Source organism: Serratia sp. CY76391, assembly GCF_052166695.1.
GTDB classification, from domain to species: domain Bacteria; phylum Pseudomonadota; class Gammaproteobacteria; order Enterobacterales; family Enterobacteriaceae; genus Serratia; species Serratia nematodiphila.
Genome location: NZ_JBJNOJ010000009.1, coordinates 53,482 through 76,941, shown reverse-complemented (window position 1 = coordinate 76,941; position 23,460 = coordinate 53,482). Strand labels below are relative to the sequence as shown.

22 protein-coding genes are annotated in these 23,460 nt (G+C 60.9%); 12 read left to right on the top strand and 10 right to left on the bottom strand.

From position 1 onward, the window contains the following. Positions 1-41: 41 nt before the first annotated feature. Positions 42-515 carry a WbuC family cupin fold metalloprotein gene (locus tag ACJ8PN_RS17515; RefSeq protein WP_004934257.1) on the bottom strand — a complete coding sequence of 158 codons (474 nt, stop codon included), beginning with the start codon at positions 513-515 and terminating at the stop codon, positions 42-44. Positions 516-737: 222 nt separating this feature from the next. Here ACJ8PN_RS17515 and ysgD point away from each other — a divergent pair, with 222 nt between their 5' ends. Continuing rightward, the gene (gene ysgD / locus ACJ8PN_RS17510) at positions 738-794 is read left to right on the top strand and encodes a YsgD/CorL family protein (protein ID WP_351108142.1); all 57 of its coding nucleotides are present in this window, start codon (positions 738-740) and stop codon (positions 792-794) included. Positions 795-960: 166 nt separating this feature from the next. Next, a complete protein-coding gene (gene corA, locus ACJ8PN_RS17505; RefSeq protein WP_004934262.1) occupies positions 961-1,911 on the top strand; it encodes a magnesium/cobalt transporter CorA in 951 nt (316 codons plus the stop codon). Positions 1,912-1,927: 16 nt separating this feature from the next. Here the strand turns inward: corA and rarD are convergent, their stop codons facing one another. Further along, positions 1,928-2,815 carry an EamA family transporter RarD gene (gene rarD, locus ACJ8PN_RS17500; RefSeq protein WP_171453154.1) on the bottom strand — a complete coding sequence of 296 codons (888 nt, stop codon included), beginning with the start codon at positions 2,813-2,815 and terminating at the stop codon, positions 1,928-1,930. A gap of 66 nt (positions 2,816-2,881) precedes the next feature. Then, complete coding sequence (locus tag ACJ8PN_RS17495; RefSeq protein WP_004934267.1) at positions 2,882-3,352, bottom strand: thioesterase family protein; 471 nt, start codon at positions 3,350-3,352, stop codon at positions 2,882-2,884. A 203-nt stretch (positions 3,353-3,555) separates the two neighbouring features. Here ACJ8PN_RS17495 and pldA point away from each other — a divergent pair, with 203 nt between their 5' ends. From pldA to rhtC, 3 genes are read left to right on the top strand one after another with little or no spacing between them, the layout of a single operon-like run. Then, positions 3,556-4,434 (top strand): phospholipase A, encoded by an 879-nt coding sequence (pldA, locus tag ACJ8PN_RS17490; RefSeq protein WP_442535123.1) that lies wholly within the window; start codon positions 3,556-3,558, stop codon positions 4,432-4,434. Positions 4,435-4,477: 43 nt separating this feature from the next. Next, a complete protein-coding gene (recQ, locus tag ACJ8PN_RS17485) occupies positions 4,478-6,310 on the top strand; it encodes an ATP-dependent DNA helicase RecQ (RefSeq protein ID WP_171453155.1) in 1,833 nt (610 codons plus the stop codon). A gap of 12 nt (positions 6,311-6,322) precedes the next feature. After that, entirely contained in the window at positions 6,323-6,943 is a 621-nt protein-coding gene (gene rhtC / locus ACJ8PN_RS17480; RefSeq protein ID WP_171453156.1) for a threonine export protein RhtC, read from the top strand. Between the two features lie 47 nt (positions 6,944-6,990). On the opposite strand, the gene rhtB is transcribed toward rhtC, so the two are convergent. Further along, complete coding sequence (gene rhtB, locus ACJ8PN_RS17475) at positions 6,991-7,611, bottom strand: homoserine/homoserine lactone efflux protein (protein ID WP_074027380.1); 621 nt, start codon at positions 7,609-7,611, stop codon at positions 6,991-6,993. 147 nt (positions 7,612-7,758) lie between these two features. On the opposite strand from rhtB, the gene pldB reads away from it, so the two are divergent. Together pldB and yigL are read left to right on the top strand one after the other, a co-directional pair. Next, positions 7,759-8,802, top strand: a complete 1,044-nt coding sequence (gene pldB, locus ACJ8PN_RS17470) for a lysophospholipase L2 (protein ID WP_171453157.1) — start codon at positions 7,759-7,761, stop codon at positions 8,800-8,802. Between the two features lie 4 nt (positions 8,803-8,806). Next, positions 8,807-9,604, top strand: coding sequence for a sugar/pyridoxal phosphate phosphatase YigL (yigL, locus tag ACJ8PN_RS17465; RefSeq protein WP_004934290.1), 798 nt, complete (start codon positions 8,807-8,809; stop codon positions 9,602-9,604). Between the two features lie 43 nt (positions 9,605-9,647). On the opposite strand, the gene glpQ is transcribed toward yigL, so the two are convergent. After that, a complete protein-coding gene (glpQ, locus tag ACJ8PN_RS17460; protein ID WP_442535122.1) occupies positions 9,648-10,727 on the bottom strand; it encodes a glycerophosphodiester phosphodiesterase in 1,080 nt (359 codons plus the stop codon). An 82-nt stretch (positions 10,728-10,809) separates the two neighbouring features. Further along, positions 10,810-12,162, bottom strand: coding sequence for a glycerol-3-phosphate transporter (gene glpT / locus ACJ8PN_RS17455; RefSeq protein WP_277496942.1), 1,353 nt, complete (start codon positions 12,160-12,162; stop codon positions 10,810-10,812). A gap of 364 nt (positions 12,163-12,526) precedes the next feature. Here glpT and glpA point away from each other — a divergent pair, with 364 nt between their 5' ends. Genes glpA through glpC form a run of 3 tightly spaced genes read left to right on the top strand, consistent with a single transcriptional unit; the run spans position 12,527 to position 16,630 of the window. Further along, positions 12,527-14,176: an anaerobic glycerol-3-phosphate dehydrogenase subunit A gene (gene glpA, locus ACJ8PN_RS17450; protein ID WP_442535121.1), complete on the top strand. Its 1,650-nt coding sequence runs from the start codon at positions 12,527-12,529 to the stop codon at positions 14,174-14,176. Beyond that, complete coding sequence (glpB, locus tag ACJ8PN_RS17445) at positions 14,166-15,434, top strand: glycerol-3-phosphate dehydrogenase subunit GlpB (protein WP_275095957.1); 1,269 nt, start codon at positions 14,166-14,168, stop codon at positions 15,432-15,434. Before glpA ends, glpB begins: the two co-directional genes overlap by 11 nt. After that, a complete protein-coding gene (gene glpC, locus ACJ8PN_RS17440) occupies positions 15,431-16,630 on the top strand; it encodes an anaerobic glycerol-3-phosphate dehydrogenase subunit GlpC (protein WP_049186135.1) in 1,200 nt (399 codons plus the stop codon). Before glpB ends, glpC begins: the two co-directional genes overlap by 4 nt. 34 nt (positions 16,631-16,664) lie before the next feature. On the opposite strand, the gene ACJ8PN_RS17435 is transcribed toward glpC, so the two are convergent. The 3 genes from ACJ8PN_RS17435 to ACJ8PN_RS17425 form a co-directional block, all read right to left on the bottom strand. Beyond that, positions 16,665-17,228: a DcrB family lipoprotein gene (locus tag ACJ8PN_RS17435; protein ID WP_004934304.1), complete on the bottom strand. Its 564-nt coding sequence runs from the start codon at positions 17,226-17,228 to the stop codon at positions 16,665-16,667. A gap of 80 nt (positions 17,229-17,308) precedes the next feature. Next, positions 17,309-17,743 (bottom strand): GNAT family N-acetyltransferase, encoded by a 435-nt coding sequence (locus ACJ8PN_RS17430; protein ID WP_004934307.1) that lies wholly within the window; start codon positions 17,741-17,743, stop codon positions 17,309-17,311. Positions 17,744-17,784: 41 nt separating this feature from the next. Beyond that, positions 17,785-18,444 carry a 7-cyano-7-deazaguanine/7-aminomethyl-7-deazaguanine transporter gene (locus ACJ8PN_RS17425; protein WP_004934310.1) on the bottom strand — a complete coding sequence of 220 codons (660 nt, stop codon included), beginning with the start codon at positions 18,442-18,444 and terminating at the stop codon, positions 17,785-17,787. A gap of 220 nt (positions 18,445-18,664) precedes the next feature. On the opposite strand from ACJ8PN_RS17425, the gene tusA reads away from it, so the two are divergent. Further along, the gene (gene tusA, locus ACJ8PN_RS17420) at positions 18,665-18,910 is read left to right on the top strand and encodes a sulfurtransferase TusA (RefSeq protein ID WP_004934314.1); all 246 of its coding nucleotides are present in this window, start codon (positions 18,665-18,667) and stop codon (positions 18,908-18,910) included. Between the two features lie 80 nt (positions 18,911-18,990). Here the strand turns inward: tusA and ACJ8PN_RS17415 are convergent, their stop codons facing one another. Further along, positions 18,991-21,309: a zinc/cadmium/mercury/lead-transporting ATPase gene (locus ACJ8PN_RS17415; protein WP_442535120.1), complete on the bottom strand. Its 2,319-nt coding sequence runs from the start codon at positions 21,307-21,309 to the stop codon at positions 18,991-18,993. Between the two features lie 682 nt (positions 21,310-21,991). Between ACJ8PN_RS17415 and ACJ8PN_RS17410 the strand changes: the two genes are divergently transcribed. Then, positions 21,992-23,455: a serralysin family metalloprotease gene (locus ACJ8PN_RS17410; protein WP_004934318.1), complete on the top strand. Its 1,464-nt coding sequence runs from the start codon at positions 21,992-21,994 to the stop codon at positions 23,453-23,455. Positions 23,456-23,460 lie beyond the last annotated feature (5 nt).

Sequence of the window (23,460 nt, the reverse complement as noted above, 5' to 3'; positions counted from 1 at the left end):
AGAGAGGCGTTGCAGGGGCAAGCCCCTGCAATCGTTCACCATCAGTGAGGGTAGCGGTCGCCGACCTGTGCGGTGGCGTACCAGCGCATCACCGCTTCGGTGCCTTCGCCGCCTTCCTGCGGCGCCCACGGCATGCAGTCTTCTTCGGTCAGCGCCTGATACGGCCCCTGCTTCACTTCGAACACCACGCCGCCGGCATCGACCGACAGCACCGCATGCCAGGTAAAGGCCGGCATCTCCAGCACTTTGGTTTCTTCGCCGAGCAGGGTGCGCTGCGTCACGACGCCGTCATCGTTGAACTGTAACACGACAAAACGGCCGCGCAGCGGCGTCAGCAGCTCCCAGGTTTGCGGGTGGCGGTGCGGGCGGATATAGGTGCCGGGTTCCATGGCGATCGCCAGGCGTTGCACCGGGTCGCTCAGCTCTTCGTGTAGGGTGCGGTGCGCGCGCAGGCGGGCCACGCTGGCGGCCTGTTCGCTCATCGCGGTCAGTTCATGGGCGGTAATCTGTTTCATCGTTTAAATCCGCATGCTTGTCGTACCATTAGGGTGATGTCATCTTAGCAACATTCTGGGAGGTGGTAAGCGATCGCCGCGACTTTTTCAGTACGGTTTAAGCGCCATTTCTGCCATTGATCATCGTGATGATTTGTTGCGCAATTATCCCGCCTAACGTGTTGACAGGCTTTTTCTTCTCGGCGTAACATGCGCGCACTATTATCATAGAGGACAGACGCCTTGGACACACCCAGTAGATACTGGCTCACTGACCTGCGCCGCAGGTATAACTTCTAAGGCTCTCCGTTTTTGCTGATAGCCTTCGTGGTTGTCGGCGACCCCGCAAAGCGTCGCTATGAGTCAGATCTCTTCATGGTCTGAAACAAATCGGTGATACGCATCCCCTCTGTTTCTGTGCTTCAACGCGTTGTCCGCACCCGTTACCTTCACGGAGTTTTGGCACATGCTGAGCGCTTTTAAATTAGATAACCGCCGCTTGTCCCGTCTGGAACTGGACGACTCGGATGATCTCACGTCATCGCTGTGGGTTGATCTGGTCGAGCCGGAAGAGGGCGAGCGTGAGCGCGTGCAGAATGAGCTGGGACAAAGCCTGGCGACGCGTCCCGAACTGGACGACATCGAAGCCTCCGCCCGTTTCTTCGAAGACGAAGACGGTCTGCATATCCACTCCTTCTTCTACTTTGAAGATGCGGAAGATCACGCCGGCAACTCCACGGTGGCCTTCACCATCCGTGACGGCCGCCTGTATACCCTGCGCGAGCGTGAACTGCCGGCGTTTCGCCTGTACCGCATGCGCGCCCGCAACCAGACCATGCTCGAAGGCAACGCCTACGAACTGCTGCTGGATTTGTTCGAAACCAAGATTGAACAGCTGGCGGACGAGATAGAGAACATCTACAGCGATCTGGAACAGCTCAGCCGGGTGATCATGGAAGGGCATCAGGGCGACGAATACGACGCCGCGCTGTCGACGCTGGCGGAGCTGGAAGATATCGGCTGGAAGGTGCGTTTGTGTCTGATGGATACCCAGCGCGCGCTCAACTTCCTGGTGCGCAAGGCGCGTTTGCCGACCGGCCAGCTGGAGCAGGCGCGTGAAGTGCTGCGCGACATCGAATCCCTGCTGCCGCACAACGAATCGCTGTTCCAGAAGGTGAACTTCCTGATGCAGGCGGCGATGGGCTTCATCAATATCGAACAGAACCGCATCATCAAGATCTTCTCGGTGGTGTCGGTGGTGTTCCTGCCGCCTACGCTGGTGGCCTCCAGCTACGGCATGAACTTTGAATTCATGCCGGAACTGAAATGGTCGTTCGGCTACCCGGGCGCCATCACCTTGATGATCCTGGCGGGCCTGGCCCCTTACCTGTACTTCAAGCGCAAGAACTGGCTGTAACCCGGCGGCGCCGGGCTCAGCGCAGCTTGCGCTGGGTATAGAGCGCGTCGAGGGTGAACAGGATCAGCGCCGCCCAGATAAAGCCGAAGGTCACCAGCTTGTCCTGGCCGACGGTCTCGCCGTAGAAGGTGACCGCCAGCAGGAACATCAGCGTCGGGCCGAGATACTGGAAGAAACCGAGCGTCGACAGGCGCAGCCGGGTAGCCGCCGCGGTGAAGCACAGCAGCGGCACGGTGGTGACGATGCCGGCGGCGACCAGCAGCAGATTCAGCGACCACGGGTTGGCGCTCAGGTGGCTGGTGGGGCTGTCGGCGAACAGGAACAGGTAGCCCGCCGCCACCGGCAGCAGCCACAGCGTTTCAATCAGCATGCCGGTCTGCGCGTCGATGGCGATTTTCTTGCGCAGCAGGCCGTAGAAGGCAAAGCTGAACGCCAAGCCCAGACCGATGATCGGCAACGAACCGAACTGCCAGAGCTGCACCAGCACCCCGGTGAACGCCAGCGCCACCGCCACCCACTGCATGCGTCGGAAACGTTCGCCGAGAAACAGCATCCCCAACAGCACGTTAACCAGCGGGTTGATGAAGTAGCCCAGGCTGGCTTCCAGCATATGGTGGTTGTTCACCGCCCAGATGAACAGCAGCCAGTTGCCGCCGATCAACAGCGCGGTGACCGCCAGCAACAGCAGCCGTTTGCGGTTGTGGCAGGCGGCGCGCACTTTCGGCCAGTTGCGGCCCAGCGTGATCAGCGCCAGCATGAAGAAAAACGACCAGATGATCCGGTGGGTGAGGATCTCGTCCGCGGATACTTGCTGGATCAGTTTGAAATAGGCCGGGGCGATGCCCCACATAAAATAGGCGGCCAGGGCGAAGAAAATGCCCTGACGCGTTTGCTTTGCGTCCATGACGTCACTCTGGTGGGGAACGTAAGATGCGGTGAGTGTACTGAAGTCGCTCACCGCACACAATCATCAGCCGACCAGATAGGTGGCGGTAGCGGTGGCGATATGCAGGCCGTCGTGGTTATGCAGTTCTACGCGCGCGACGGCGACCTTGTTGCCGCTGCGCAGCACGCTGGCGGAGGCGACGAAGTGTTCGCCGCGGCCGGGGCGCAGATAGTCGACGCGCAGATCGATGGTGCCCATGCGCGACAGTTTGGCGGCGATCTCTTCTTCGATCAGCGGTTCCATGCGCGTCAGCACGCCGCCGGCACAAGCCAGCCCGGCGGCGACGTCGAGCACCGCGGCGATCACGCCGCCGTGCAGAATTTCCTGCGCGGCATTGCCCACCAGCTTGCGCTGGTTGGTGAAGCTCAGCTCGACGTAGTCATCGTCGAAGCGGCGCAGCTCCAGGCCAAGCTCGCGGTTGAACGGCATGTGGTAGACAAAGATTTCGCCGATCTTGCGGCGGGCGGCTTCCAGGGTCAGAGCAGTGGTCGACATAGCGGGTTTCCGTTTTTCTTTTGTGTTTTAAGGGAGCTAACTGGTCAGTCCAGGTTAATGGAATGTTGATTTTATGCTTAACCTTTGTTGCTTTCCAGACTATTCCAATAAAACCGGACTGCGCTGCGGTAAATCCTCCTTTGTGTGTAAAATGGCCTGATTTTTTCCGGGCTTGCCCTTTTTCGTTGGAGTAAGGAGAGGTTATGCGCATTTTGTCAGGGATCGTTTCCGCCACGCTGCTGATGCCGGCGCTGGCATTGGCTGAGGAAGCCAAAGAGCAGCAGATTCACGATAAGCCGGCGGTGCGCGGCAGCATTATCGCCAACCTGCTGCAGGAGCACGATAATCCATTCACGCTGTATCCTTACGATCCCAATTACCTGCTGTACACCGACACCAGCGATATCAACAAAGAAGCCATCAAGACGTACAACTGGGCCGATAAGGCGCGCAAGGACGAGGTGAAATACCAGCTTAGCCTGGCGTTTCCGCTGTGGCGGGGCATTGCCGGCGACAACTCGGTGCTCGGCGCGTCTTATACTCAGCGCTCCTGGTGGCAATTGTCCAACCGCGGCGAGTCTTCGCCGTTCCGCGAGACCAACTACGAGCCGCAGCTGTTCGTGGGGTGGGCGACCGATTACCGCTTTGCCGGCTGGACGCTGCGCGATGTTGAAATCGGCGTTAACCATCACTCTAACGGCCGCTCGGATCCTACGTCGCGCAGCTGGAATCGCGGCTATGCGCGGCTGATGGCGCAAAATGGCAACTGGCAGGTGGATCTCAAGCCCTGGTTCCGCTTCTCGGAGAGCTCGAGCAACGACGACAACCCGGACATCACCAAATACATGGGATACTACCGGTTGAAGGTCGGTTACGCCTGGGGCGACAGCGTGTTCAGCGTCGACAGCCACTACAACTGGAACAGCGGCTACGGCGGCGCGGAACTGGGCTGGAGTTACCCGATCACCCGCAACGTGCGTTTCTATACCCAGGTGTTCAGCGGCTACGGCGAATCGCTGATCGACTACAACTTCCGGCAGACACGGGTGGGCGTTGGTGTCATGCTGAACGATATTATGTAATCATACCCGGTGGGTGTGTACCGATGAAAAAATGGGGAAGTGTGTGTCAACCGCAGCAGTGATTAACAGAGAGTTGCTGGCCGAGCAGGTATTGCGCGATACCTTCGGCTACCAGCAATTCCGTCCGGGCCAACAAACGATTATCAACGCCGCGATCGGCGGGCAGGATTGCCTGGTGGTGATGCCGACCGGCGGCGGCAAGTCGTTGTGCTACCAAATCCCTGCGCTGGTGATGGACGGCCTGACCCTGGTGGTTTCCCCGCTGATCTCGCTGATGAAGGACCAGGTCGACCAGCTGTTGGCCTACGGCGTTTCCGCCGCCTGCTACAACTCGACGCAAACTCGCGAGGAGCAGTTGGACGTCATGGCTGGTTGCCGCAACGGCACCATCAAGATGCTGTACATCGCGCCGGAACGGCTGATGATGGAAAGCTTCCTCAACCTGCTCGATCACTGCCCGCCGGCGATGCTGGCGGTGGATGAGGCGCACTGCATCTCGCAGTGGGGCCACGACTTCCGGCCGGAATACCGCGCGCTGGGTCAGCTGAAACAGCGCTTCCCGTCGATGCCGGTGATCGCGTTGACTGCCACCGCCGACGAGGCCACCCGCGGCGACATCGTGCGCCTGCTGTCGCTGCAGGACCCGCTGGTGCAGGTCAGCAGCTTCGACCGGCCGAACATCCGCTACACGCTGGTGGAAAAATTCAAACCGCTCGATCAGCTGTGGCGCTTCGTGCAGGATCAGCGCGGCAAGAGCGGCATTATCTATTGCAACAGCCGCGCTAAGGTGGAAGACACCACCGCGCGCCTGCAAAGCCGCGGGCTGAGCGTCGGCGCTTATCACGCCGGGCTGGACAACGATCGCCGCGCCCAGGTGCAGGAAGCGTTCCAGCGTGACGATCTGCAGGTGGTGGTGGCCACCGTCGCCTTCGGCATGGGCATCAACAAACCCAACGTGCGTTTCGTGGTGCATTTCGACATCCCGCGCAATATCGAATCCTATTATCAGGAGACCGGCCGCGCCGGGCGCGACGGCCTGCCGGCCGAAGCCATCCTGCTGTACGATCCGGCCGACATGGCCTGGCTGCGCCGCTGTCTGGAGGAGAAACCCGCCGGGCAGCAATTGGACATCGAGCGCCACAAGCTGAACGCCATGGGGGCGTTCGCCGAGGCACAAACCTGCCGCCGCCTGGTGCTGCTCAACTACTTCGGCGAAGGCAAGCACGAGAACTGCGGCAACTGCGATATCTGCCTCGATCCGCCCAAGCGCTACGACGGGCTGGAGGACGCGCGCAAGGCGCTGTCCTGCGTGTATCGCGTCGGCCAGCGCTTTGGCCTTGGGTACATCGTGGAAGTGCTGCGCGGCGCCAACAACCAGCGTATTCGCGAATATGGCCACGACAAGCTGCCGGTGTATGGCATCGGCCGCGATCAGACCACCGAACACTGGACCAGCGTGCTGCGTCAGCTGATCCACCTGGGTTTTATCACCCAGAACATCGCCATGCACTCGGCGCTGCAATTGACCGAGGCGGCGCGCCCGGTGTTGCGCGGCGAGGTGGCGCTGCAGCTGGCGGTGCCGCGCATTCAGAGCCTGAAGTCGCGCAGCAGCGCCAACCAGAAATCCTACGGCGGCAATTACGATCGCAAGCTGTTCGCCAAGCTGCGCAAACTGCGCAAATCGATCGCCGACGAAGAAAACATTCCGCCTTACGTGGTGTTCAACGACGCCACGCTGCTGGAAATGGCCGAACAGATGCCGATCAAGGCCGGCGATCTGCTGAGCGTCAACGGTGTCGGCCAGCGCAAACTGGAGCGTTTCGGCGCGCCCTTTATGGCGATGATCCGCGACCATCTCGACAATGACGAAGACTGAGGGCGATATATCATGCTGATGCTGTTTCTCACCGTGGCGCTGGTGCATCTGATTGCGCTGATGAGCCCGGGGCCGGACTTCTTTTTCGTGTCGCAAACCGCCGCCAGCCGCTCGCGCCGCGAGGCGATGATGGGCGTGGTCGGCATTTCGCTCGGCATCGTGGTGTGGGCCGGCGTGGCGTTGATGGGGCTGCACCTGATCCTGCAGAAGATGGCCTGGTTGCATCAGATCATCATGGTTGGCGGCGGCATTTACCTGTGCTGGATGGGGTGGCAACTGCTGCGTTCCGCGCGGGCGCAGCAAGCTTCGCCGGTGGCGGAGGCCCAGGTGGCGTTGCCGAAGGCCGGGCGCAGCTTTATTCGCGGCTTCCTGACCAATCTGTCCAACCCGAAAGCGGTGATCTATTTCGGCAGCGTGTTCTCGCTGTTCGTCGGCGACAGCGTCGGCGCCGGAGCGCGCTGGGGGCTGTTCTTGCTGATCGTCGCCGAGACCTTCGTCTGGTTCAGCCTGGTGGCGGTGGTGTTTGCGCTGCCGGCGATGCGCCGCGGCTATCAGCGGTTGGCCAAGTGGATAGACGGGGTGGCGGGCGTGCTGTTTACCGGCTTCGGGTTACATCTGATATTTACCCGCTAACCGCAGTGAAATGCCCAAGGCCGAGCAGCGATGCCCGGCCTTTTTTGTCAGGCTTTGCGGGCGGTCGCCAGCAGCCCCGCCACCAGAATGAACAGCGAACCGAACAGTCGGTTGAGCAACTGCATCTGGCGCGGGGTCTTCAGCCAGCCGGCGATGCGCGTCGCCAGGGTGGCGTAACCGATCATCACCAGAATATCCACCACCACGGTGGTGACGCCGAGCACCAGATACTGCTCGGCCTGCGGCTGATTGGGCAAGATGAACTGCGGGAACAGCGCGGCGAGGAACACGATGCTTTTCGGGTTGGTCAGGTTGACCAGCACCGCGCGGCGGAACAGACGGCGGCGCGGCATGCTGCCCGCCAGCGCATGCAGATCCAGCGCGCCGGCGGCGCGCCACTGCTGGATGCCGAGCCACACCAGGTAGGCGGCGCCCAGCCATTTCAACAGTTCGAACGCCAGCAGCGATTGCGATATCAGCGCGCCGAGACCGATGCCCACCAGCACGATGTGCGCGCTCAGCCCGACCTGCAGCCCGGCGATCGAGGCGGCGGCGCCGCGATAGCCGTGGCTGATGCCGGTGCTCATGGTATTGATGGCGCCTGAGCCGGGGGAAAGGCTCAGGATAAGCGTGGTCAGCAGATAGGTTAACCACCAGTCCAAGGTCATGGTGCTTCGGCTCCCTGAAAGTGTCGTTTTGTGCCACAATGCGCCGAGGCGGCGCCGTTTTTGTCAGAATTGAATCACAATACGCTAGTATGATTTCTTGTGCCAGCGGTCACATTTTCCGCCGGCCCCACAGGGAAAACGCTCTCGATGACCTCGTTCACTCTCAGTTCCGATGACTGGTTAACGCGTGAAACGCAGTTCGCTGCCTTCGCCACCGGGCCGCTGCTGGATTTCTGGCGGCAGCGCGAAGAAGGCGAATTCAGCGGCGTGGACGGCGTGCCGATCCGCTTTGTGCGCTTCAGTTCTGCGCGACATCAGCGGGTGGTGGTGGTCAGCCCCGGCCGCATCGAAAGCTACGTGAAATACCCTGAGGTGGCCTACGATCTGTTCCACTGCGGCTACGATGTGGTGATCGTCGATCATCGCGGCCAGGGGCGTTCCGGGCGTTTACTGGCGGATACGCACCGCGGTCATGTGGTAAACTTCGCCGACTACGTGGATGATTTCGAACAGCTGTGGCTGCGCGAGGTCGAATCGCGCGGTTATCGGCAGCGCTTCGCGCTGGCGCATTCGATGGGCGGCGCGATCCTGGCGCAGTTCCTGCAGTGCCGGCCGCAGGCGTTCGACGCGGCGGCGTTTTGCGCGCCGATGTTCGGCATCCGGTTGCCGATGCCGGGTTGGCTGGCCGATCGCATTCTCGACTGGGCGGAGACCCGCCCGGCGATCCGCGACTATTACGCGGTGGGCACCGGCCAGTGGCGTCCGTTGCCCTATGTGGTCAACGTGTTGACCCATAGCCGCGAGCGCTACCGGCGCAGCCTGCGTTATTATGCCGATTACCCCGAGCTGCAGGTGGGCGGGCCGACCTACCATTGGGTGCGGGAGAGCATCCGCGCCGGCCGGCAGATTATCGCGCAGGCCGGGAAGATCACCACGCCGCTGTTGCTTTTGCAGGCCGGTGAAGAACGGGTAGTCGACAACCGTTCGCACCAGGCTTTTTGTCAGGCTCTGTCAGACGCGGGGCGCCCTTGCGAAGGGGGGCTCCCGTGGGTTATCAACGGCGCACGCCATGAGATCCTGTTCGAGCGGGACGCGCTGCGCGCCGAAGCACTGAACGCAATTCTGCGCTTCTTTGCTCAACACTTAGGCGGCGCGCTGCCGCCGACAACTCCATCAGAGGTTAGAACATAACGCTATGTATCACGTCGTCGCTTCCGATTTAGATGGCACGCTGCTGTCTCCCGACCATACCCTGTCGCCGTACGCTAAAGAAACGCTGAAGTTGCTGACTCAGCGCGGCGTGCATTTCGTGTTCGCCACCGGCCGCCACCATATCGACGTGGCGCAGATCCGCGACAGCCTGGAGATCAGCGCCTTTATGATCACCTCCAACGGCGCACGGGTGCACAACACCGCCGGCGAACTGATTTTCAGCCACAACCTGGACGGAGATATCGCCCGCGATCTGTACGGCATGCTGCACGACGATCCGGATATCACCACCAACGTCTACCGTAACGACGATTGGTTTACCAACCGCGAAAGCCCGGAGCAGGAAGAGTTCTTCCAGGAGTCGGTGTTCAAATATCAGCTGTTTGAGCCGGGCCTGCTGGAAACCGACGGCGTCTGCAAGGTTTACTTCACCTGTGAAGATCACGAGCGGTTGCTGCAGGTGGAAGACGCCATCAACGCGCGCTGGGGCGATAGGGTCAACGTCAGCTTCTCGTTCCCGACCTGCCTGGAAGTGATGGCGGGCGGCGTGTCGAAAGGGCATGCGCTGGAAGAAGTGGCCAAGATCATCGGCTATACGCTGCAAGAGTGCATCGCCTTCGGCGACGGCATGAACGATCTGGAGATGTTGTCGATGGCCGGCAAGGGCTGCATCATGCGCGACGCGCATCAGCGCCTGAAGGACATGCTGCCGGAGCTGGAAGTGATCGGCTCCAACGTCGATAATGCGGTACCGCACTACCTGCGCAAGATGTTCCTCTGAAATAACCATTAAATAATAAGGGCGCCTCGCGGCGCCCTTGGCATTACTTGTGCTGGCCCTGCTTCTGCAGGAACTGCACGCCCTTGTCCGGGAAGTCGGTGAACACGCCGTCGACGCCGGCCTGGTTGTAAATCACGTCATACAGTTGGTTCACGTCGGTCACGTACTTCGGCAGCGCATCGGCGCGGATGGTGAACGGATGCACCGCCAGCTTGCTGGCGTGCGCTTCTTTCACCATGTCGGTCAGCACGATGTGACCCGGCTTGGATTGATCCGCCACCACCAGCATGTGGTAGTCCGGCCCGATGCCGTCGGCATACTGAGCGATTTTCTTCATCGCGCCCGGTTTGAACATCCAGTCGTAGTCGTATTCCGCCCACTTGCCGTCGGCTTTCTGCTCGTAGGTTTCCTGCCAGTCGTTATAGGCGATCAGCTGCACCAGCTTCAGATCCATGCCCAGCTTCGGCTCCAGCTCGTTCTTGATGCGCTTGAGCTCGTTGGCGTCGAAGCACTGCAGGTAGACGTTGTCGTTCTTGCCGGTGTAGCCGTACTGCTTGAGCACCGCCAGCACTTTGCTGGAGATGTCTTTGCCTTCCTGTTTGTGGAACCACGGCGCCTTGATTTCAGGGTAGATGCCGATGTTCTTGCCGGTCGAATGGTTCAGACCCTGCACGAACTCGATCTCCTCCTGGAAGGTGTGCACGCGGAAGTCGGATTTGCCCATCGGGAAGCGGCCAGGGTAGCCCTGCACCTTCTTGCCGTTTTCGATTTCAAAGCCTTCGGTGAACTTCAGCGATTTGATCTCCGCCAGCGTAAAGTCGATGGCGTAATAACGGCCGTCTTTACGCGCGCGGTCCGGGAAGCGTTCGGCGACGTCGGTGACGCGATCGAGGTAATGGTCGTGCAGCACCACCAGCTCGTTGTCCTTGGTCATCACCAGATCTTGTTCGAGATAATCGGCGCCCTGCGCGTAGGCCATCGCCTTCGCCGGCAGGGTGTGTTCCGGCAGGTAGCCGCTGGCGCCGCGGTGGGCGATGACCACTTTGTCCGCCGCCTGCGCGGCGCTGACCATCGAGGTGGCGAGAATGATCCCTGTCAGCAGGGCTTTGACTTGAGTCCGCATTCCGTTTTCTCCGTGTTGTTGGGGGCAGGGTAGTAAAAAGGCCGCAGGGCGGCCTTTAAATCATGCAAAAGTCGTGTGACGCTTAACCGCGCTTGGCGGCGATTTCCGCGTGGTGTTTCTTCTCGTTCAGCATGGTCAGCAGCAGCAGGATGACCGCTGCGATGCTGCCGCCGATCATCACCATGAAGCCGCCGTCCCAACCGAAGAAGTCCACGGTGTAACCGACGATGGCGCTGGCCGCGACCGAGCCGCCCAGGTAGCCGAACAGGCCGGTGAAGCCCGCGGCGGTGCCGGCGGCTTTCTTCGGCGCCAGCTCCAGCGCGTGCAGGCCGATCAGCATCACCGGGCCGTAGATCAGGAAGCCGATGACCAGCATACAGATCATGTCCACGGTCGGGTTGCCGGCCGGGTTCATCCAGAACACCACGGTGGCGATGGTCACCAGCGTCATGAAGAACACGCCGGTGGCGCCGCGGTTACCTTTGAACACTTTGTCCGACATCCAGCCGCACAGCAGAGTGCCCGGGATACCGGCGTATTCATACAGGAAGTAGGCCCAGGAAGACTTGTCCAGCGCGAAGTGCTTCACTTCTTTCAGGTAGGTCGGCGACCAGTCCAGAATGCCGTAACGCAGCAGGTAGACGAACACGTTGGCGACCGCGATGTACCACAGCAGCTTGTTCGGCAGGATGTACTGCATGAAGATCTGCTTGGCGGTCAGCTCTTCTTCGTCTTTTTCGCTGTAGTCGTCCGGATAGTCGTTTTTGTACTCTTCAATCGGCGGCAGGCCGCAGGATTGCGGGGTGTCGCGCATCAGGGCGAAGGCGATCAGGGCCACCAGGATGGCGCCGAAGGCCGGCATGTACAGCGCCGCGTGCCAGTCGTTGAACCAGGCCATGCCCAGCAGGAACAGCAGCGGCGGCAGGCCGCCACCCACGTTGTGGGCGCAGTTCCAGATGGAAACGATGCCGCCGCGTTCTTTCTGCGACCACCAGTGCACCATGGTACGGCCGCACGGCGGCCAACCCATGCCCTGGAACCAGCCGCACAGGAACAGCAGGACGAACATGATGGCGATGCTGGAGGTGGCCCACGGCACGAAGCCCATGAACAACATCACCGCCGCCGCCAGGATCAGGCCGGCAGGCAGGAACACTCGCGGGTTGGAACGGTCGGAGACCGAACCCATGATGAATTTGGAGAAGCCGTAGGCGATGGAGATGCCCGACAGCGCGAAGCCGAGGTCGCCGCGGCTGAAGCCTTGTTCGATCAGGTAAGGCATGGCCAGGGTGAAGTTCTTACGCACCAGATAGTAAGCGGCGTAACCGAAGAAGATCCCCAGGAAAATTTGCCAGCGCAGCTTACGGTAGAGCGGGTCTACCTTATCGCTCGGCACACGGGCGATGTGTGCGGCCGGCTTAAAAATACTCAACATGAGCGCCTCCGATGGCTTTATCTGTTATCACATCAATATGACCTTTTACGTTCATTTGATGATTGAGCGGATATCGAATGTGGTGTTTTTGTGTTCCATAACGAGCGCCATTGTCGACAAATACGCCTGGTGTCGCTGTGACGAATGGCGCAATTGTTACACTTTCATGAAACCACGGCGGATTTTGAGCGATTCGTTAACGTTATGAAATAGAAAAACGTCCAAAAATCGTGATTATGATCACATTGATGGTTTTTTGTGGACATTTTTATTTCGTTTCATGTTCGTTCTTGTTCCTTATCAAACAAAGACCCTAATAACCGTGGCTCAATAGGCTCATAACTACCGATCCTGAGGGAGCGACATGAGCAGCTATTTTGACGGCGGCGAAACGGATGTGATCATCATCGGCGGCGGCGCCACCGGCGCAGGCATTGCCCGCGATTGTGCGCGGCGCGGCTTGCGCTGCATTTTGCTGGAGCGTCACGACATCGCCACCGGCGCCACCGGCCGCAACCACGGCTTGCTGCACAGCGGCGCGCGCTATGCGGTGACCGACGGGGAGTCGGCGCGCGAGTGCATCGAAGAGAACCGCATCCTGAAACGCATCGCGCATCACTGTATCGAGCGCACCGATGGGCTGTTCATCACCCTGCCGCAGGACTCGCTGGAGTATCAGCAACAGTTTATCGCCGCCTGTCGCCAGGCCGACATCGACGCCGAAGCGATCGACCCGCAGCTGGCGCTGCGGCTGGAGCCGGCGGCTAATCCGGCGCTGATTGGCGCGGTGCGGGTGCCGGACGGCACCGTCGATCCTTTCCGGCTGACCGCCGCCAACATGCTGGATGCGCGCGAACACGGCGCGCAGATCCTGACTTACCACCAGGTGGTCGGGTTGTTGCGCAGCGGCGATCGGGTGACGGGCGTGCGCGTTTACGACCATCAGAATCAGCGGCGCTATGAGCTGCACGCAGCGGTGGTGGTCAACGCCGCCGGCATCTGGGGCCAGCAGATCGCCGAATACGCCGATTTGCGTATCCGCATGTTCCCGGCCAAGGGAGCGCTGCTGATCCTCGGTCACCGCATCAACAACATGGTGATCAACCGTTGCCGCAAACCGGCGGACGCCGACATCCTGGTGCCGGGCGACACCATCTCGCTGATCGGCACCACCTCGACCCATATCGACTACGACCAAATTGACAACATGCTGGTGACCCCGCAGGAGGTGGACATTCTGATCCGCGAGGGGGCGCTGCTGGCGCCCACCCTGGCGCAGACCCGCATTCTGCGCGCCTATGCCGGGGTGCGGCCGCTGGTGGCCAGCGACGACGATCCCAGCGGGCGCAATGTCAGCCGCGGCATCGTGCTGCTCGATCATGCCGCCCGCGACGGGCTGGAAGGGTTTATCACCATCACCGGCGGCAAGCTGATGACCTACCGCCTGATGGCGGAGTGGGCCACCGACAAGGTATGTGAAAAGCTCGGCGTAAATAGTCCGTGCACCACCGCGCAGGACGCGCTGCCCGGATCCCGTCAGTCGGCGGAGGAAACGGTGCGCAGCGTGGTTTCTCTGCCCGCCAGCATCCGCGGCTCGGCGATTTACCGGCACGGCGATCGCGCCAGCCAGGTGCCGGCGGCCGATCGGCTCGACACCAGCCTGGTGTGCGAGTGCGAGGCGGTGACCGCCGGGGAAGTGCGCTATGCGGTCAATTCGCTGACCGTCAATAACTTGGTGGATCTGCGCCGCCGCACCCGCGTCGGCATGGGCACCTGCCAGGGTGAACTCTGCGCCTGCCGCGCCGCCGGACTGCTGACGCGCTTCAAGGTCAGCACGCCGCAGCAATCCATCACGCAGCTGTCGCAGTTCCTCAACGAACGCTGGAAAGGCGTGCGGCCGATCGCCTGGGGCGATGCGCTGCGCGAGAGCGAATTTACCAGTTGGGTTTATCAGGGATTATGCGGGCTTGAGGCCCAGGCAGACAAAGAGCAGGAGGCGGATGATGCGATTTGACGTAGTGGTGATTGGCGGCGGCCTGGCGGGCCTGAGCTGCGCCATTGCCGTGGCCGAACAGGGCAAACGCTGTGCGGTGGTCAGTTCCGGCCAGAGCGCGCTCTACTTCTCCTCCGGCTCGCTCGATCTGCTGGCGAGATTGCCGGACGGCACGCCGGTCGAGATGCCGCTGGCGGCGCTGCCGCAGCTGGCGCAACAGGCGCCGCAGCATCCGTATTCTCTGATTGGCCCCGGCCGGGTGGCGGCGCTGTCCGCCGCCGCGCAGCGGCTGCTGGAACGCTGCGGGCTGAATCTGCAGGGCGAGGGGGTGAACAACCATCTGCGTATCACGCCGCTCGGCACGCGCCGCGCTACCTGGCTCAGCCCGCAGGCGATCCCGACGCTGCCGCTGACCGGCCAACTGCCCTGGCGGCGCATTGCGGTGATCGGCATCGAAGGGTTCCTCGACTTCCAACCGCAGATGGCCGCCGACTCTCTGAGCCGGGAGCTCGGCGTAGAGGCGGATGTGGCCTATCTGCACATGCCGGCGCTGGACAGATTGCGCAATAACCCCAGCGAGTTCCGCGCGGTGAACATCGCCCGGGTACTGGATTTGATGGAAAGCCTGCCGCCGATGGCCGAAGAGCTGCGGCGGCTGGCGGGCGAGGCCGAGGCGCTCTTCCTGCCGGCCTGTCTGGGCCTGGAGGACGACGCGTCGCTGGCGGTGCTGCAGGATGCGGTCGGCAAGCCGATCCGGCTGCTGCCGACGTTGCCGCCTTCGGTGCCCGGCATGCGCTTGCATCAGGCGCTGCGGCGGCGTTTCCAGCAGCTGGGCGGCGTTTTCATGCCTGGCGACAGCGTGCTGCGCGCCGAGTGTGAAGCCGGCCGCGTCACCGGCCTGTATACCCGCAACCACGGCGATATTCCGCTGGGGGCGCAGCAGGTGGTGCTGGCCAGCGGCAGCTTCTTCAGCAACGGGCTGGTGGCGGGTTTCGATGAAGTGCGTGAACCGATCTTCGGGCTGGACGTGCACAGCCGCGCCGATCGCGCCGACTGGAGCCGGCGCGAGCTGTTCGCGCCACAGCCTTATCTGCAGTTTGGCGTGCGTACCGACGGCAGGCTGCGGGCGATGAAGCAGGGAATGCCGTTCGACAATCTGTATGCCATCGGTGCGGTCGCCGGCGGCTACGATCCGCTGCAGCAGGGCTGCGGCGCCGGCGTGTCATTGATCGGTGCGCTGCACGTTGCGCAGCAGATCGCCGCGGAGGAAAACGCATGAGTCTGCATCAGGATCACAGCTTTGAAAGCTGCATCAAATGCACCGTCTGCACCACCTACTGCCCGGTGGCCAAAGTGAACCCGCTCTACCCGGGGCCGAAACAGGCGGGGCCGGATGGCGAGCGGCTGCGGCTGAAAGACCCGGCGCTGTACGACGAGGCGTTGAAATATTGCACCAACTGCAAGCGTTGTGAAGTGGCCTGCCCGTCCGATGTCAAAATCGGCGACATCATTCAGCGCGCCCGCGCCGACTTTGCCCAGAGCAAGCCGACGCTGCGTGACGCCATCCTCAGCCACACCGATATCATGGGATCGCTGTCGACGCCGTTCGCGCCGATCGTCAACGCCGCCACCGGGCTGAAACCGGTGCGCAAGCTGCTGGACAAGGCGCTGAAGATCGATCACCGGCGTGAACTGCCGAAATACTCGTTCGGCACCTTCCGCCGCTGGTACCGACAACAGGCGCAGGCGCAGCAGCGTTACGCCGAGCAGGTGGCGTTCTTCCACGGCTGCTTCGTCAACTATAACCACCCGCAGCTGGGCAAGGATTTGGTCCGGGTGTTCAACGCGCTGGATATCGGCGTGCAGCTGCTGAAACGCGAGAAATGCTGCGGCGTGCCGCTGATCGCCAACGGGTTTATCGAGCAGGCCAAAAAGCAGGCCAGGGTCAATGCCGAATCGCTGCATGAAACGGTGCTGGAACGCGGCATTCCGGTGGTGGCCACTTCGTCGAGTTGCACCTTCACCCTGCGTGACGAATACCCTCATCTGCTGGACGTAGACACCACCCCGGTGCGCGATCGGGTGGAGCTGGCGACGCGCTATCTCTATCGCCTGATCAATCAGGGGCGCAGCCTGCCGCTGAAACGCACGCCGCTGCGGGTGGCTTATCACACGCCTTGCCATATGGAGAAGATGGGCTGGACCGCCTACACCCTGGAGCTGCTGCGGCAGATACCGGGGCTGGAGCTGGTGGTGCTGGATTCGCAGTGCTGCGGCATCGCCGGCACCTACGGGTTCAAATCGGAGAACTACGCCACGTCGCAGGGCATCGGCGCGCCGCTGTTCCGGCAGATAGAAGAGAGCGGGGTGGATCTGGTGGTGACCGACTGCGAGACCTGCAAATGGCAGATAGAAATGTCCACCAGCAAACGCTGCGAACATCCGATCACCCTGCTGGCGCAGGCGCTGGCATAAAACGAAAGGGCCGGCAAGCCGGCCCTTTGTGGGATTACTGCTTCAGCTTCAGGGTGGAGATGATGCCTTCGGCTTCGGTCTGCGCCTGCTGCTGATTGTCCGCCGGCAGCGTTACCTGAATGGTCAGCATGTTGTTGTTCAGTGAGCCGATCAGGACGGAAGAATAGGCTTTCTCGCCGCCGCTGGTGATGATGCTGTCCAGCTGACGCAGCGGCACACCGTTGACGTCGAGCGCTTTGTTGGTGATCACCTGCAGGTTGGCGTCACGTGCGCGTTGGGTATTCTCCAGGCGCTTGGCCAGGGTCTCCAGGCTGTCGGCGGTCTTGTCACCCAGGATCACAATCACCGCGCGCTGGCCGGTGCTGTCTGCGTAAACATGCATGTTGTTGGCCTGGTTGCCCAGCTTGCCGCTCTGATCCGCCATGCCGACCGGCAGGGTGAACGCCAGTTTACCGTCCAGCAGGCTCACCTGCTGCCCGGCCGGCGCGCTGGCCGCCGTGCCGTCCGTTGCCGCCTTGGTGTCTTTGGTTTCGCCGTCGCAGGCCGCGAGGCCAAGCGCCAGCAGGCTGATACCCATCAATTTCGCTACTTTACGCATCGGGCTTCCTTCTTCCTTTCCGGTAGGGATTCACTGTCGTATCGCAACCTATTCCAGGTTGAAATGCAAGGCAGATGTTGTCACAAGTTTTTTTCCAGTAATAGCCGATAATCAGCCACTTCGCCTTTCTTTTCCAGCTGAACAATCTGATAGTGGTGGGCGATCAGCATCGTCAGCATGGCGCGGAACCGGTTACGGGTTTTGACCGTCAGTTGGCGATAGCCCTGCGCCCGCGCCCAGCGCTCTTGTTCGGCCAACAAGGCCTGCGCCACGCCGTGGCGACGAAATGCCGGCAACACGCCGCCCAGCCAGCTGTAAAACACCGTTTCCTGCCGTTGATAACCGAGTTTGAAACCGGCCGGTTGCCCGGCTATCTCGGCGATCAACAGGCTGGCGGGGGCGGCGCCGATGCGCCGCTGCAGATCGGCCAGGCTATGCAGGCCGCCGAATTCGGGGATGCGTTGGTAAAGGCGGTGGATGTCTTCAAGCGTGGCGGTGCGGACGATTGGGGTCATGAGCGGCCTCCAAAGGATAGGGCCGCCCAGAATAACACGACTCAGCCCGGCTGCAGGCCGCCGCTGCGCGCTGCGATGCGTTTGAGCAGCATGTTCAGTAATACGCCGTACATCGGCAGGAAGAACAGCAGGCAGATCATCACCTTGAAGCTGTAATCCACCAGCGCGATCTCCACCCAGTTGTTGGCCATGAAGGGATCGCTGCTCTTATAAAAGGCGATGAAGAAGAACGCCAGTGTATCGCTGATGTTGCCGAGGAACATCGCCGCCGCCGGCGCCACCCACCAGGCGCTGCGTTGACGCAGGCGGTTGAAGACGTGTACGTCGAGGATCTGGCCGAGCACATAGGCCATAAAGCTGGCGACGGCGATGCGCGCCACGAACAGGTTAAAACTGTTCAGCGCCGCAAAGCCCTGCCATTCTCCCTGATAGGTGACGGTGGAGATCACATAAGAGATGAACAGCGCCGGCACCATCACCGCCAGGATGATGCGCCGCGCCAGCGGCGCGCCGAAGATGCGCACGGTCAGATCGGTCGCCAGGAAGATAAACGGGAAAGTAAAGGCGCCCCAGGTGGTATGGAAGCCGAAAACGGTGATCGGCAGCTGCACCAGGTAGTTGCTGGAGGTAATGATGGCGATATGAAACAGCGAAAGCCAGACCAACGCGGTAAAGCGCTGCTGTGCGGTAAACGAATACATGTTGTAGCCTTTTTAGCAGTGGGGTGAGGGAACCCAGTGTGTCTTGTCAAAACAGCAAAAAACGCTGCGCGGCGGCATGATACGCGTTTGCGCAACCAATGCAATGGTTAAATTTAACGCAAACGTTAACGCATCTTGCGCAGAAAAACTACCGGCGTAAACTAGGCGCTAATGAGATGCGGCGAGCGTTCGCCGATCGTTTTTGAACGAGAAAAATTGCATGACTGACTTATTTGCCCAGGCAGACCAGACGCTCGACGCGCTGGGGCTGCGCTGTCCGGAACCGGTGATGATGGTGCGTAAAACCGTGCGCCATATGGACAACGGCGAAACGCTGCTGATTATCGCCGACGATCCGGCCACCACCCGCGATATCCCGGGGTTCTGCCGCTTTATGGAGCACACGCTGGTGGCGCAGGAGACCGAACAGGTGCCATACCGTTATCTGCTGCGTAAAGGCGTCTAACGGCGGCGCGGCCGAGTTAAAAGTTCCCTCCCCCAAATGATAACGGGCGCGGTATGCCGCGCCCGTGTTTGTTTCAGAGCTTAGCTGCGCTTTCTCAATAGCCGCAGCGCGTTGGCGGTGACCAGCGCGGTGGCGCCGGAGTCAGCCAGTACCGCCAGCCACAAACCGGTCAGCCCCAGCAGGCTGGTGATCAGGAAGACCCCCTTCAACCCCAATGCGATGGTGATGTTTTGCCGGATATTGGCGTGGGTGGCGCGTGAGATGCGGATCATCTCCGCGACGCCCAGCAGCCGGTTGTGGGTCAGGGCGGCGTCGGCGGTTTCCAGCGCCACGTCGGTGCCGCTGCCCATGGCGATGCCGATGTTGGAGGCTTTCATCGCCGGGGCGTCGTTGATGCCGTCGCCGATCATCGCCGTCGGGCGCAGTTCGCTCAGCTCGGTGACCGCTTTGACCTTATCTTCCGGCAGCAGACCGGCGCGATAGTCGAGGCCCAGCTCGCCGGCGATCGCCGCGGCGGCGCGCGGGTTGTCGCCGGTCAGCATCACGCCGCGAATGCCCAGCGCGTTCAGTTCGGCTATCGCCTGCTTGGCGTCGCCGCGCAGCGTATCGCGCAGCGCCAGCAAGCCGATGGGCGCGCCGTCTTCCAGCACCACCACCGCCGTTTTGCCGGCGTTTTCCAGCTTGTCTACCTGGCTCTGCCATTGGGCGTCGAGCAGGCCCGGCGCCAGTTTGCCCGGCGCGCTGATCAGCACGGTCTTGCCGTCCACGATCCCTTCCACACCGACGCCGGCCAGCGCGCGGCGCGCCTGCGCCAGCGGCAACTCAGCCCCGCTTGCGGCGGCGCGGTTGATGATCGCCTGCGCCAGCGGGTGATGTGAACCGGCTTCCACCGCGGCGGCAAGCTGCAGCAGCCGCTGTTCGGTGAGCGCGCCGATCGGCAGCACGTCGGTCACCGTCGGCTTGCCTTCGGTCAGGGTGCCGGTTTTATCGAAGGCGATGGTTTGGATCTGGCCCAGTTGCTCCAGCGCCGCGCCGCCTTTAATCAGCGCGCCGCGCCGCGTGGCGGCCGCCAGTCCGGATGTGATGGCCGCCGGCGTTGAGATCACCAGCGCACATGGGCAGCCGATCAGCAGCAGCGTCAGGCCGCGATAGATCCAGGTATCCCACGGCTGTGAGAACAGCAGCGGTGGCACCAGGATCACCGCGACGGCCAGCAGCATAATGGCCGGGGTGTAATAGCGGCTGAAGCGATCGAGGAAGCGTTCGATCGGCGCGCGGCGCTCCTCGGCCTCTTCAATCAGCTGCAGGATGCGGTCGATGGCGTTTTTGCCGGGCTCGGATATCACCTTCATCTGCGCCGCCTGATCGACGGACAGGCTGCCGGCGGCCACTTTCTCCCCCTGTTGGCGCTCGACCGGCACCGATTCGCCGGTCAGGGCGCTTTCATCGAAGCTGGCGAACGGATTGAGCAGCTCGGCGTCGGCCGGCAGGCGCCCACCGGGCGCGATTTCAATCACGTCGCCGGGGCGCAGGCTGGCGACCGGCACGCGTTTGCGTTCCGTGCCTTGCAGCAGCAGCGCATCTTCCGGCACCAGCTCCATCAGCGCCTTCACCCCGCGCCGTGCGCGGTTGGCGGCGTAGGATTCCAGCAGTTCGCCGACCATAAACAGCAGCAGCACCATCGCCGCTTCGGCGGTGGCGCCGATGAACAGCGCGCCGATGGCCGCCACGCTCATCAGCGTTTCGATGGCAAACGGCGTGCCGGAACGAATCAAACGCAGCGCCTTGGCGGCGACCGGCGCCAACCCGACCAGCGTGGTGGCGATAAAGGCGATGCGGCCCAGCTCCGGGTTAACCCGATCCAGCACCCAACTGACCACCATCAGGGTGGTTAACAGCAGCAGCGGCGCGAATTCGCCGAAGCGTGAGGTTTTCGGCGCGGCGGCTTTGGCGGTCTGAGCGCCGAGCAGGGTAAAGCCGGCCTGGGCGACCGCGTCCTGGATCCGCAGGCTGAGGTCGGACTGCGCGTCGACCACCAGTTTCTCGGTGGCGAACAACACGCGCGCGCTGTCGACGCCGGGGAGTGCGGTGACGGCATTTTCGATTTTCTTGGCGCAGCTGGGGCAGTCCATGCCGGTAACTTTCCAGCTGAAACGTTGGCTGCCGGAAGGGGGAGCGGCGGCCAGCCTGTCGCTTTCCTCGTCCGGATCGTCGGGCGCGGCGGTGCAGCAGCCGCTATCGCCATGATCGTGATGATGGTGGGCGTGTTCGGCCTGTGCGGCGGCGTTTTTCGACTCGCTGCTGCAGCCGTGCTGAGTTTTGCTGTGGCTGTGGTTGCAGCCGCATCCGCCTTCGGCGTGGTGATGTTCCTGATGATTATGGTTTTGCTGATTGTGCATAACGTCCCCCTGCGGGCTGTTAAACGGGTTTGCTCAACTGACTCTACACCCTGGAGTCCACTCCAGAGTCAAGCGCCGGATGAGAATTATTGCTAACGGCGTTCAAGCGTAGAAAGGGGGTATTCATTCAATAATGAATAATGCGGATTTTAATCTATCGGCTTTTCTTATCCCCTATTGGGGGGGAAAGGCTCGCCACCGTTAGTTTAAATAAGAAAATAATATTCCTATAGAAACTAAAAAATCGCCCGACCTAATAATAAAGAGTTATTAATCTATAACGCTTTAGCGAAATTTACCTTTTCCCCTGAGTAAAGCCAGCATGATTCGCTTGAGTCTGCAGGCCGCATTGCTATTGAAGTTTGGTGCCAACTTATCCTCATCAAGTTTCATTTGCTTTGTAAAGAAGCCTAAAAAGCAGCATAACAAACTTTCGTTGCGATAATAAATGGTTGATTATTTTATGTGCAGTTTTGCGACCCTGCCTATAATTGGAATCGATTACCATTTTTAATGGTGATCTTATTTGCTGATATATATGCATTAATTCTACCTAACACACTGCCGGTAACGGCGCATAAGCCCCTTCCAGCAAGCTTAAGGTTTATTAACCGTGGCTTACGGGGAGGTTATGTCTATCTGTCTGATTGATATCAATCAGGTAATGAGTGGAATCGAACCAATGCAATCTACTAAAAAGGCAATTGAAATTACTGAATCCAGCCTTGCGGCCGCGACAACCGGCTACGATGCTGTAGATGACCTGCTGCATTATCATGAGCGGGGTAACGGGATTCAGATTAATGGCAAGGATTCATTTTCTAACGAGCAAGCTGGGCTGTTTATTACCCGCGAGAACCAAACCTGGAACGGTTACAAGGTATTTGGCCAGCCGGTCAAATTAACCTTCTCCTTCCCGGACTATAAGTTCTCTTCCACCAACGTCGCCGGCGATACCGGGCTGAGCAAGTTCAGCGCGGAACAGCAGCAGCAGGCTAAGCTGTCGCTGCAGTCCTGGGCCGACGTCGCCAATATCACCTTCACCGAAGTGGCGGCCGGTCAAAAGGCCAATATCACCTTCGGCAATTACAGCCAGGATCGTCCCGGCCACTATGATTATGGTACCCAGGCCTACGCCTTCCTGCCGAACACCATTTGGCAGGGCCAGGATTTGGGCGGCCAGACCTGGTACAACGTCAACCAATCCAACGTGAAGCATCCGGCGACCGAAGACTACGGCCGCCAGACGTTCACCCATGAGATTGGCCATGCGCTGGGCCTGAGCCACCCGGGCGACTATAACGCCGGTGAGGGCAACCCGACCTATAACGACGTCACCTATGCGGAAGATACCCGCCAGTTCAGCCTGATGAGCTACTGGAGTGAAACCAACACCGGTGGCGACAACGGCGGTCACTATGCCGCGGCTCCGCTGCTGGATGACATTGCCGCCATTCAGCATCTGTATGGCGCCAACCTGTCGACCCGCACCGGCGACACCGTGTACGGCTTTAACTCCAATACCGGTCGTGACTTCCTCAGCACCACCAGCAATTCGCAGAAAGTGATCTTTGCGGCCTGGGATGCGGGTGGCAACGATACCTTCGACTTCTCCGGTTATACCGCTAACCAGCGCATCAACCTGAATGAGAAATCGTTCTCCGACGTGGGCGGCCTGAAGGGCAACGTCTCGATAGCCGCCGGTGTGACCATTGAGAACGCCATTGGCGGTTCCGGCAATGACGTGATCGTCGGCAACGCGGCCAACAACGTGCTGAAAGGCGGCGCGGGTAACGACGTGCTGTTCGGCGGCGGCGGGGCGGATGAACTGTGGGGCGGTGCCGGCAAAGACATCTTTGTGTTCTCTGCCGCCAGCGATTCCGCACCGGGTGCTTCCGACTGGATCCGCGACTTCCAGAAAGGGATCGACAAGATCGACCTGTCGTTCTTCAATAAAGAAGCGAATAGCAGTGATTTCATCCACTTCGTCGATCACTTCAGCGGCACGGCTGGTGAGGCGCTGCTGAGCTACAACGCGTCCAGCAACGTGACCGATTTGTCGGTGAACATCGGCGGGCATCAGGCGCCGGACTTCCTGGTGAAAATCGTCGGCCAGGTAGACGTCGCCACGGACTTTATCGTGTAACACAG

Bases quoted from the DNA above. Each gene is read 5' to 3' on its own strand.
- ACJ8PN_RS17515 (WP_004934257.1), bottom strand. From the start codon at position 515: ATGAAACAGATTACCGCCCATGAACTGACCGCGATGAGCGAACAGGCC.
- corA (WP_004934262.1), top strand. From the start codon at position 961: ATGCTGAGCGCTTTTAAATTAGATAACCGCCGCTTGTCCCGTCTGGAA.
- rarD (WP_171453154.1), bottom strand. From the start codon at position 2,815: ATGGACGCAAAGCAAACGCGTCAGGGCATTTTCTTCGCCCTGGCCGCC.
- ACJ8PN_RS17495 (WP_004934267.1), bottom strand. From the start codon at position 3,352: ATGTCGACCACTGCTCTGACCCTGGAAGCCGCCCGCCGCAAGATCGGC.
- pldA (WP_442535123.1), top strand. From the start codon at position 3,556: ATGCGCATTTTGTCAGGGATCGTTTCCGCCACGCTGCTGATGCCGGCG.
- rhtC (WP_171453156.1), top strand. From the start codon at position 6,323: ATGCTGATGCTGTTTCTCACCGTGGCGCTGGTGCATCTGATTGCGCTG.
- rhtB (WP_074027380.1), bottom strand. From the start codon at position 7,611: ATGACCTTGGACTGGTGGTTAACCTATCTGCTGACCACGCTTATCCTG.
- pldB (WP_171453157.1), top strand. From the start codon at position 7,759: ATGACCTCGTTCACTCTCAGTTCCGATGACTGGTTAACGCGTGAAACG.
- yigL (WP_004934290.1), top strand. From the start codon at position 8,807: ATGTATCACGTCGTCGCTTCCGATTTAGATGGCACGCTGCTGTCTCCC.
- glpQ (WP_442535122.1), bottom strand. From the start codon at position 10,727: ATGCGGACTCAAGTCAAAGCCCTGCTGACAGGGATCATTCTCGCCACC.
- glpT (WP_277496942.1), bottom strand. From the start codon at position 12,162: ATGTTGAGTATTTTTAAGCCGGCCGCACACATCGCCCGTGTGCCGAGC.
- glpA (WP_442535121.1), top strand. From the start codon at position 12,527: ATGAGCAGCTATTTTGACGGCGGCGAAACGGATGTGATCATCATCGGC.
- glpB (WP_275095957.1), top strand. From the start codon at position 14,166: ATGCGATTTGACGTAGTGGTGATTGGCGGCGGCCTGGCGGGCCTGAGC.
- glpC (WP_049186135.1), top strand. From the start codon at position 15,431: ATGAGTCTGCATCAGGATCACAGCTTTGAAAGCTGCATCAAATGCACC.
- ACJ8PN_RS17435 (WP_004934304.1), bottom strand. From the start codon at position 17,228: ATGCGTAAAGTAGCGAAATTGATGGGTATCAGCCTGCTGGCGCTTGGC.
- ACJ8PN_RS17430 (WP_004934307.1), bottom strand. From the start codon at position 17,743: ATGACCCCAATCGTCCGCACCGCCACGCTTGAAGACATCCACCGCCTT.
- ACJ8PN_RS17425 (WP_004934310.1), bottom strand. From the start codon at position 18,444: ATGTATTCGTTTACCGCACAGCAGCGCTTTACCGCGTTGGTCTGGCTT.
- tusA (WP_004934314.1), top strand. From the start codon at position 18,665: ATGACTGACTTATTTGCCCAGGCAGACCAGACGCTCGACGCGCTGGGG.
- ACJ8PN_RS17415 (WP_442535120.1), bottom strand. From the start codon at position 21,309: ATGCACAATCAGCAAAACCATAATCATCAGGAACATCACCACGCCGAA.
- ACJ8PN_RS17410 (WP_004934318.1), top strand. From the start codon at position 21,992: ATGCAATCTACTAAAAAGGCAATTGAAATTACTGAATCCAGCCTTGCG.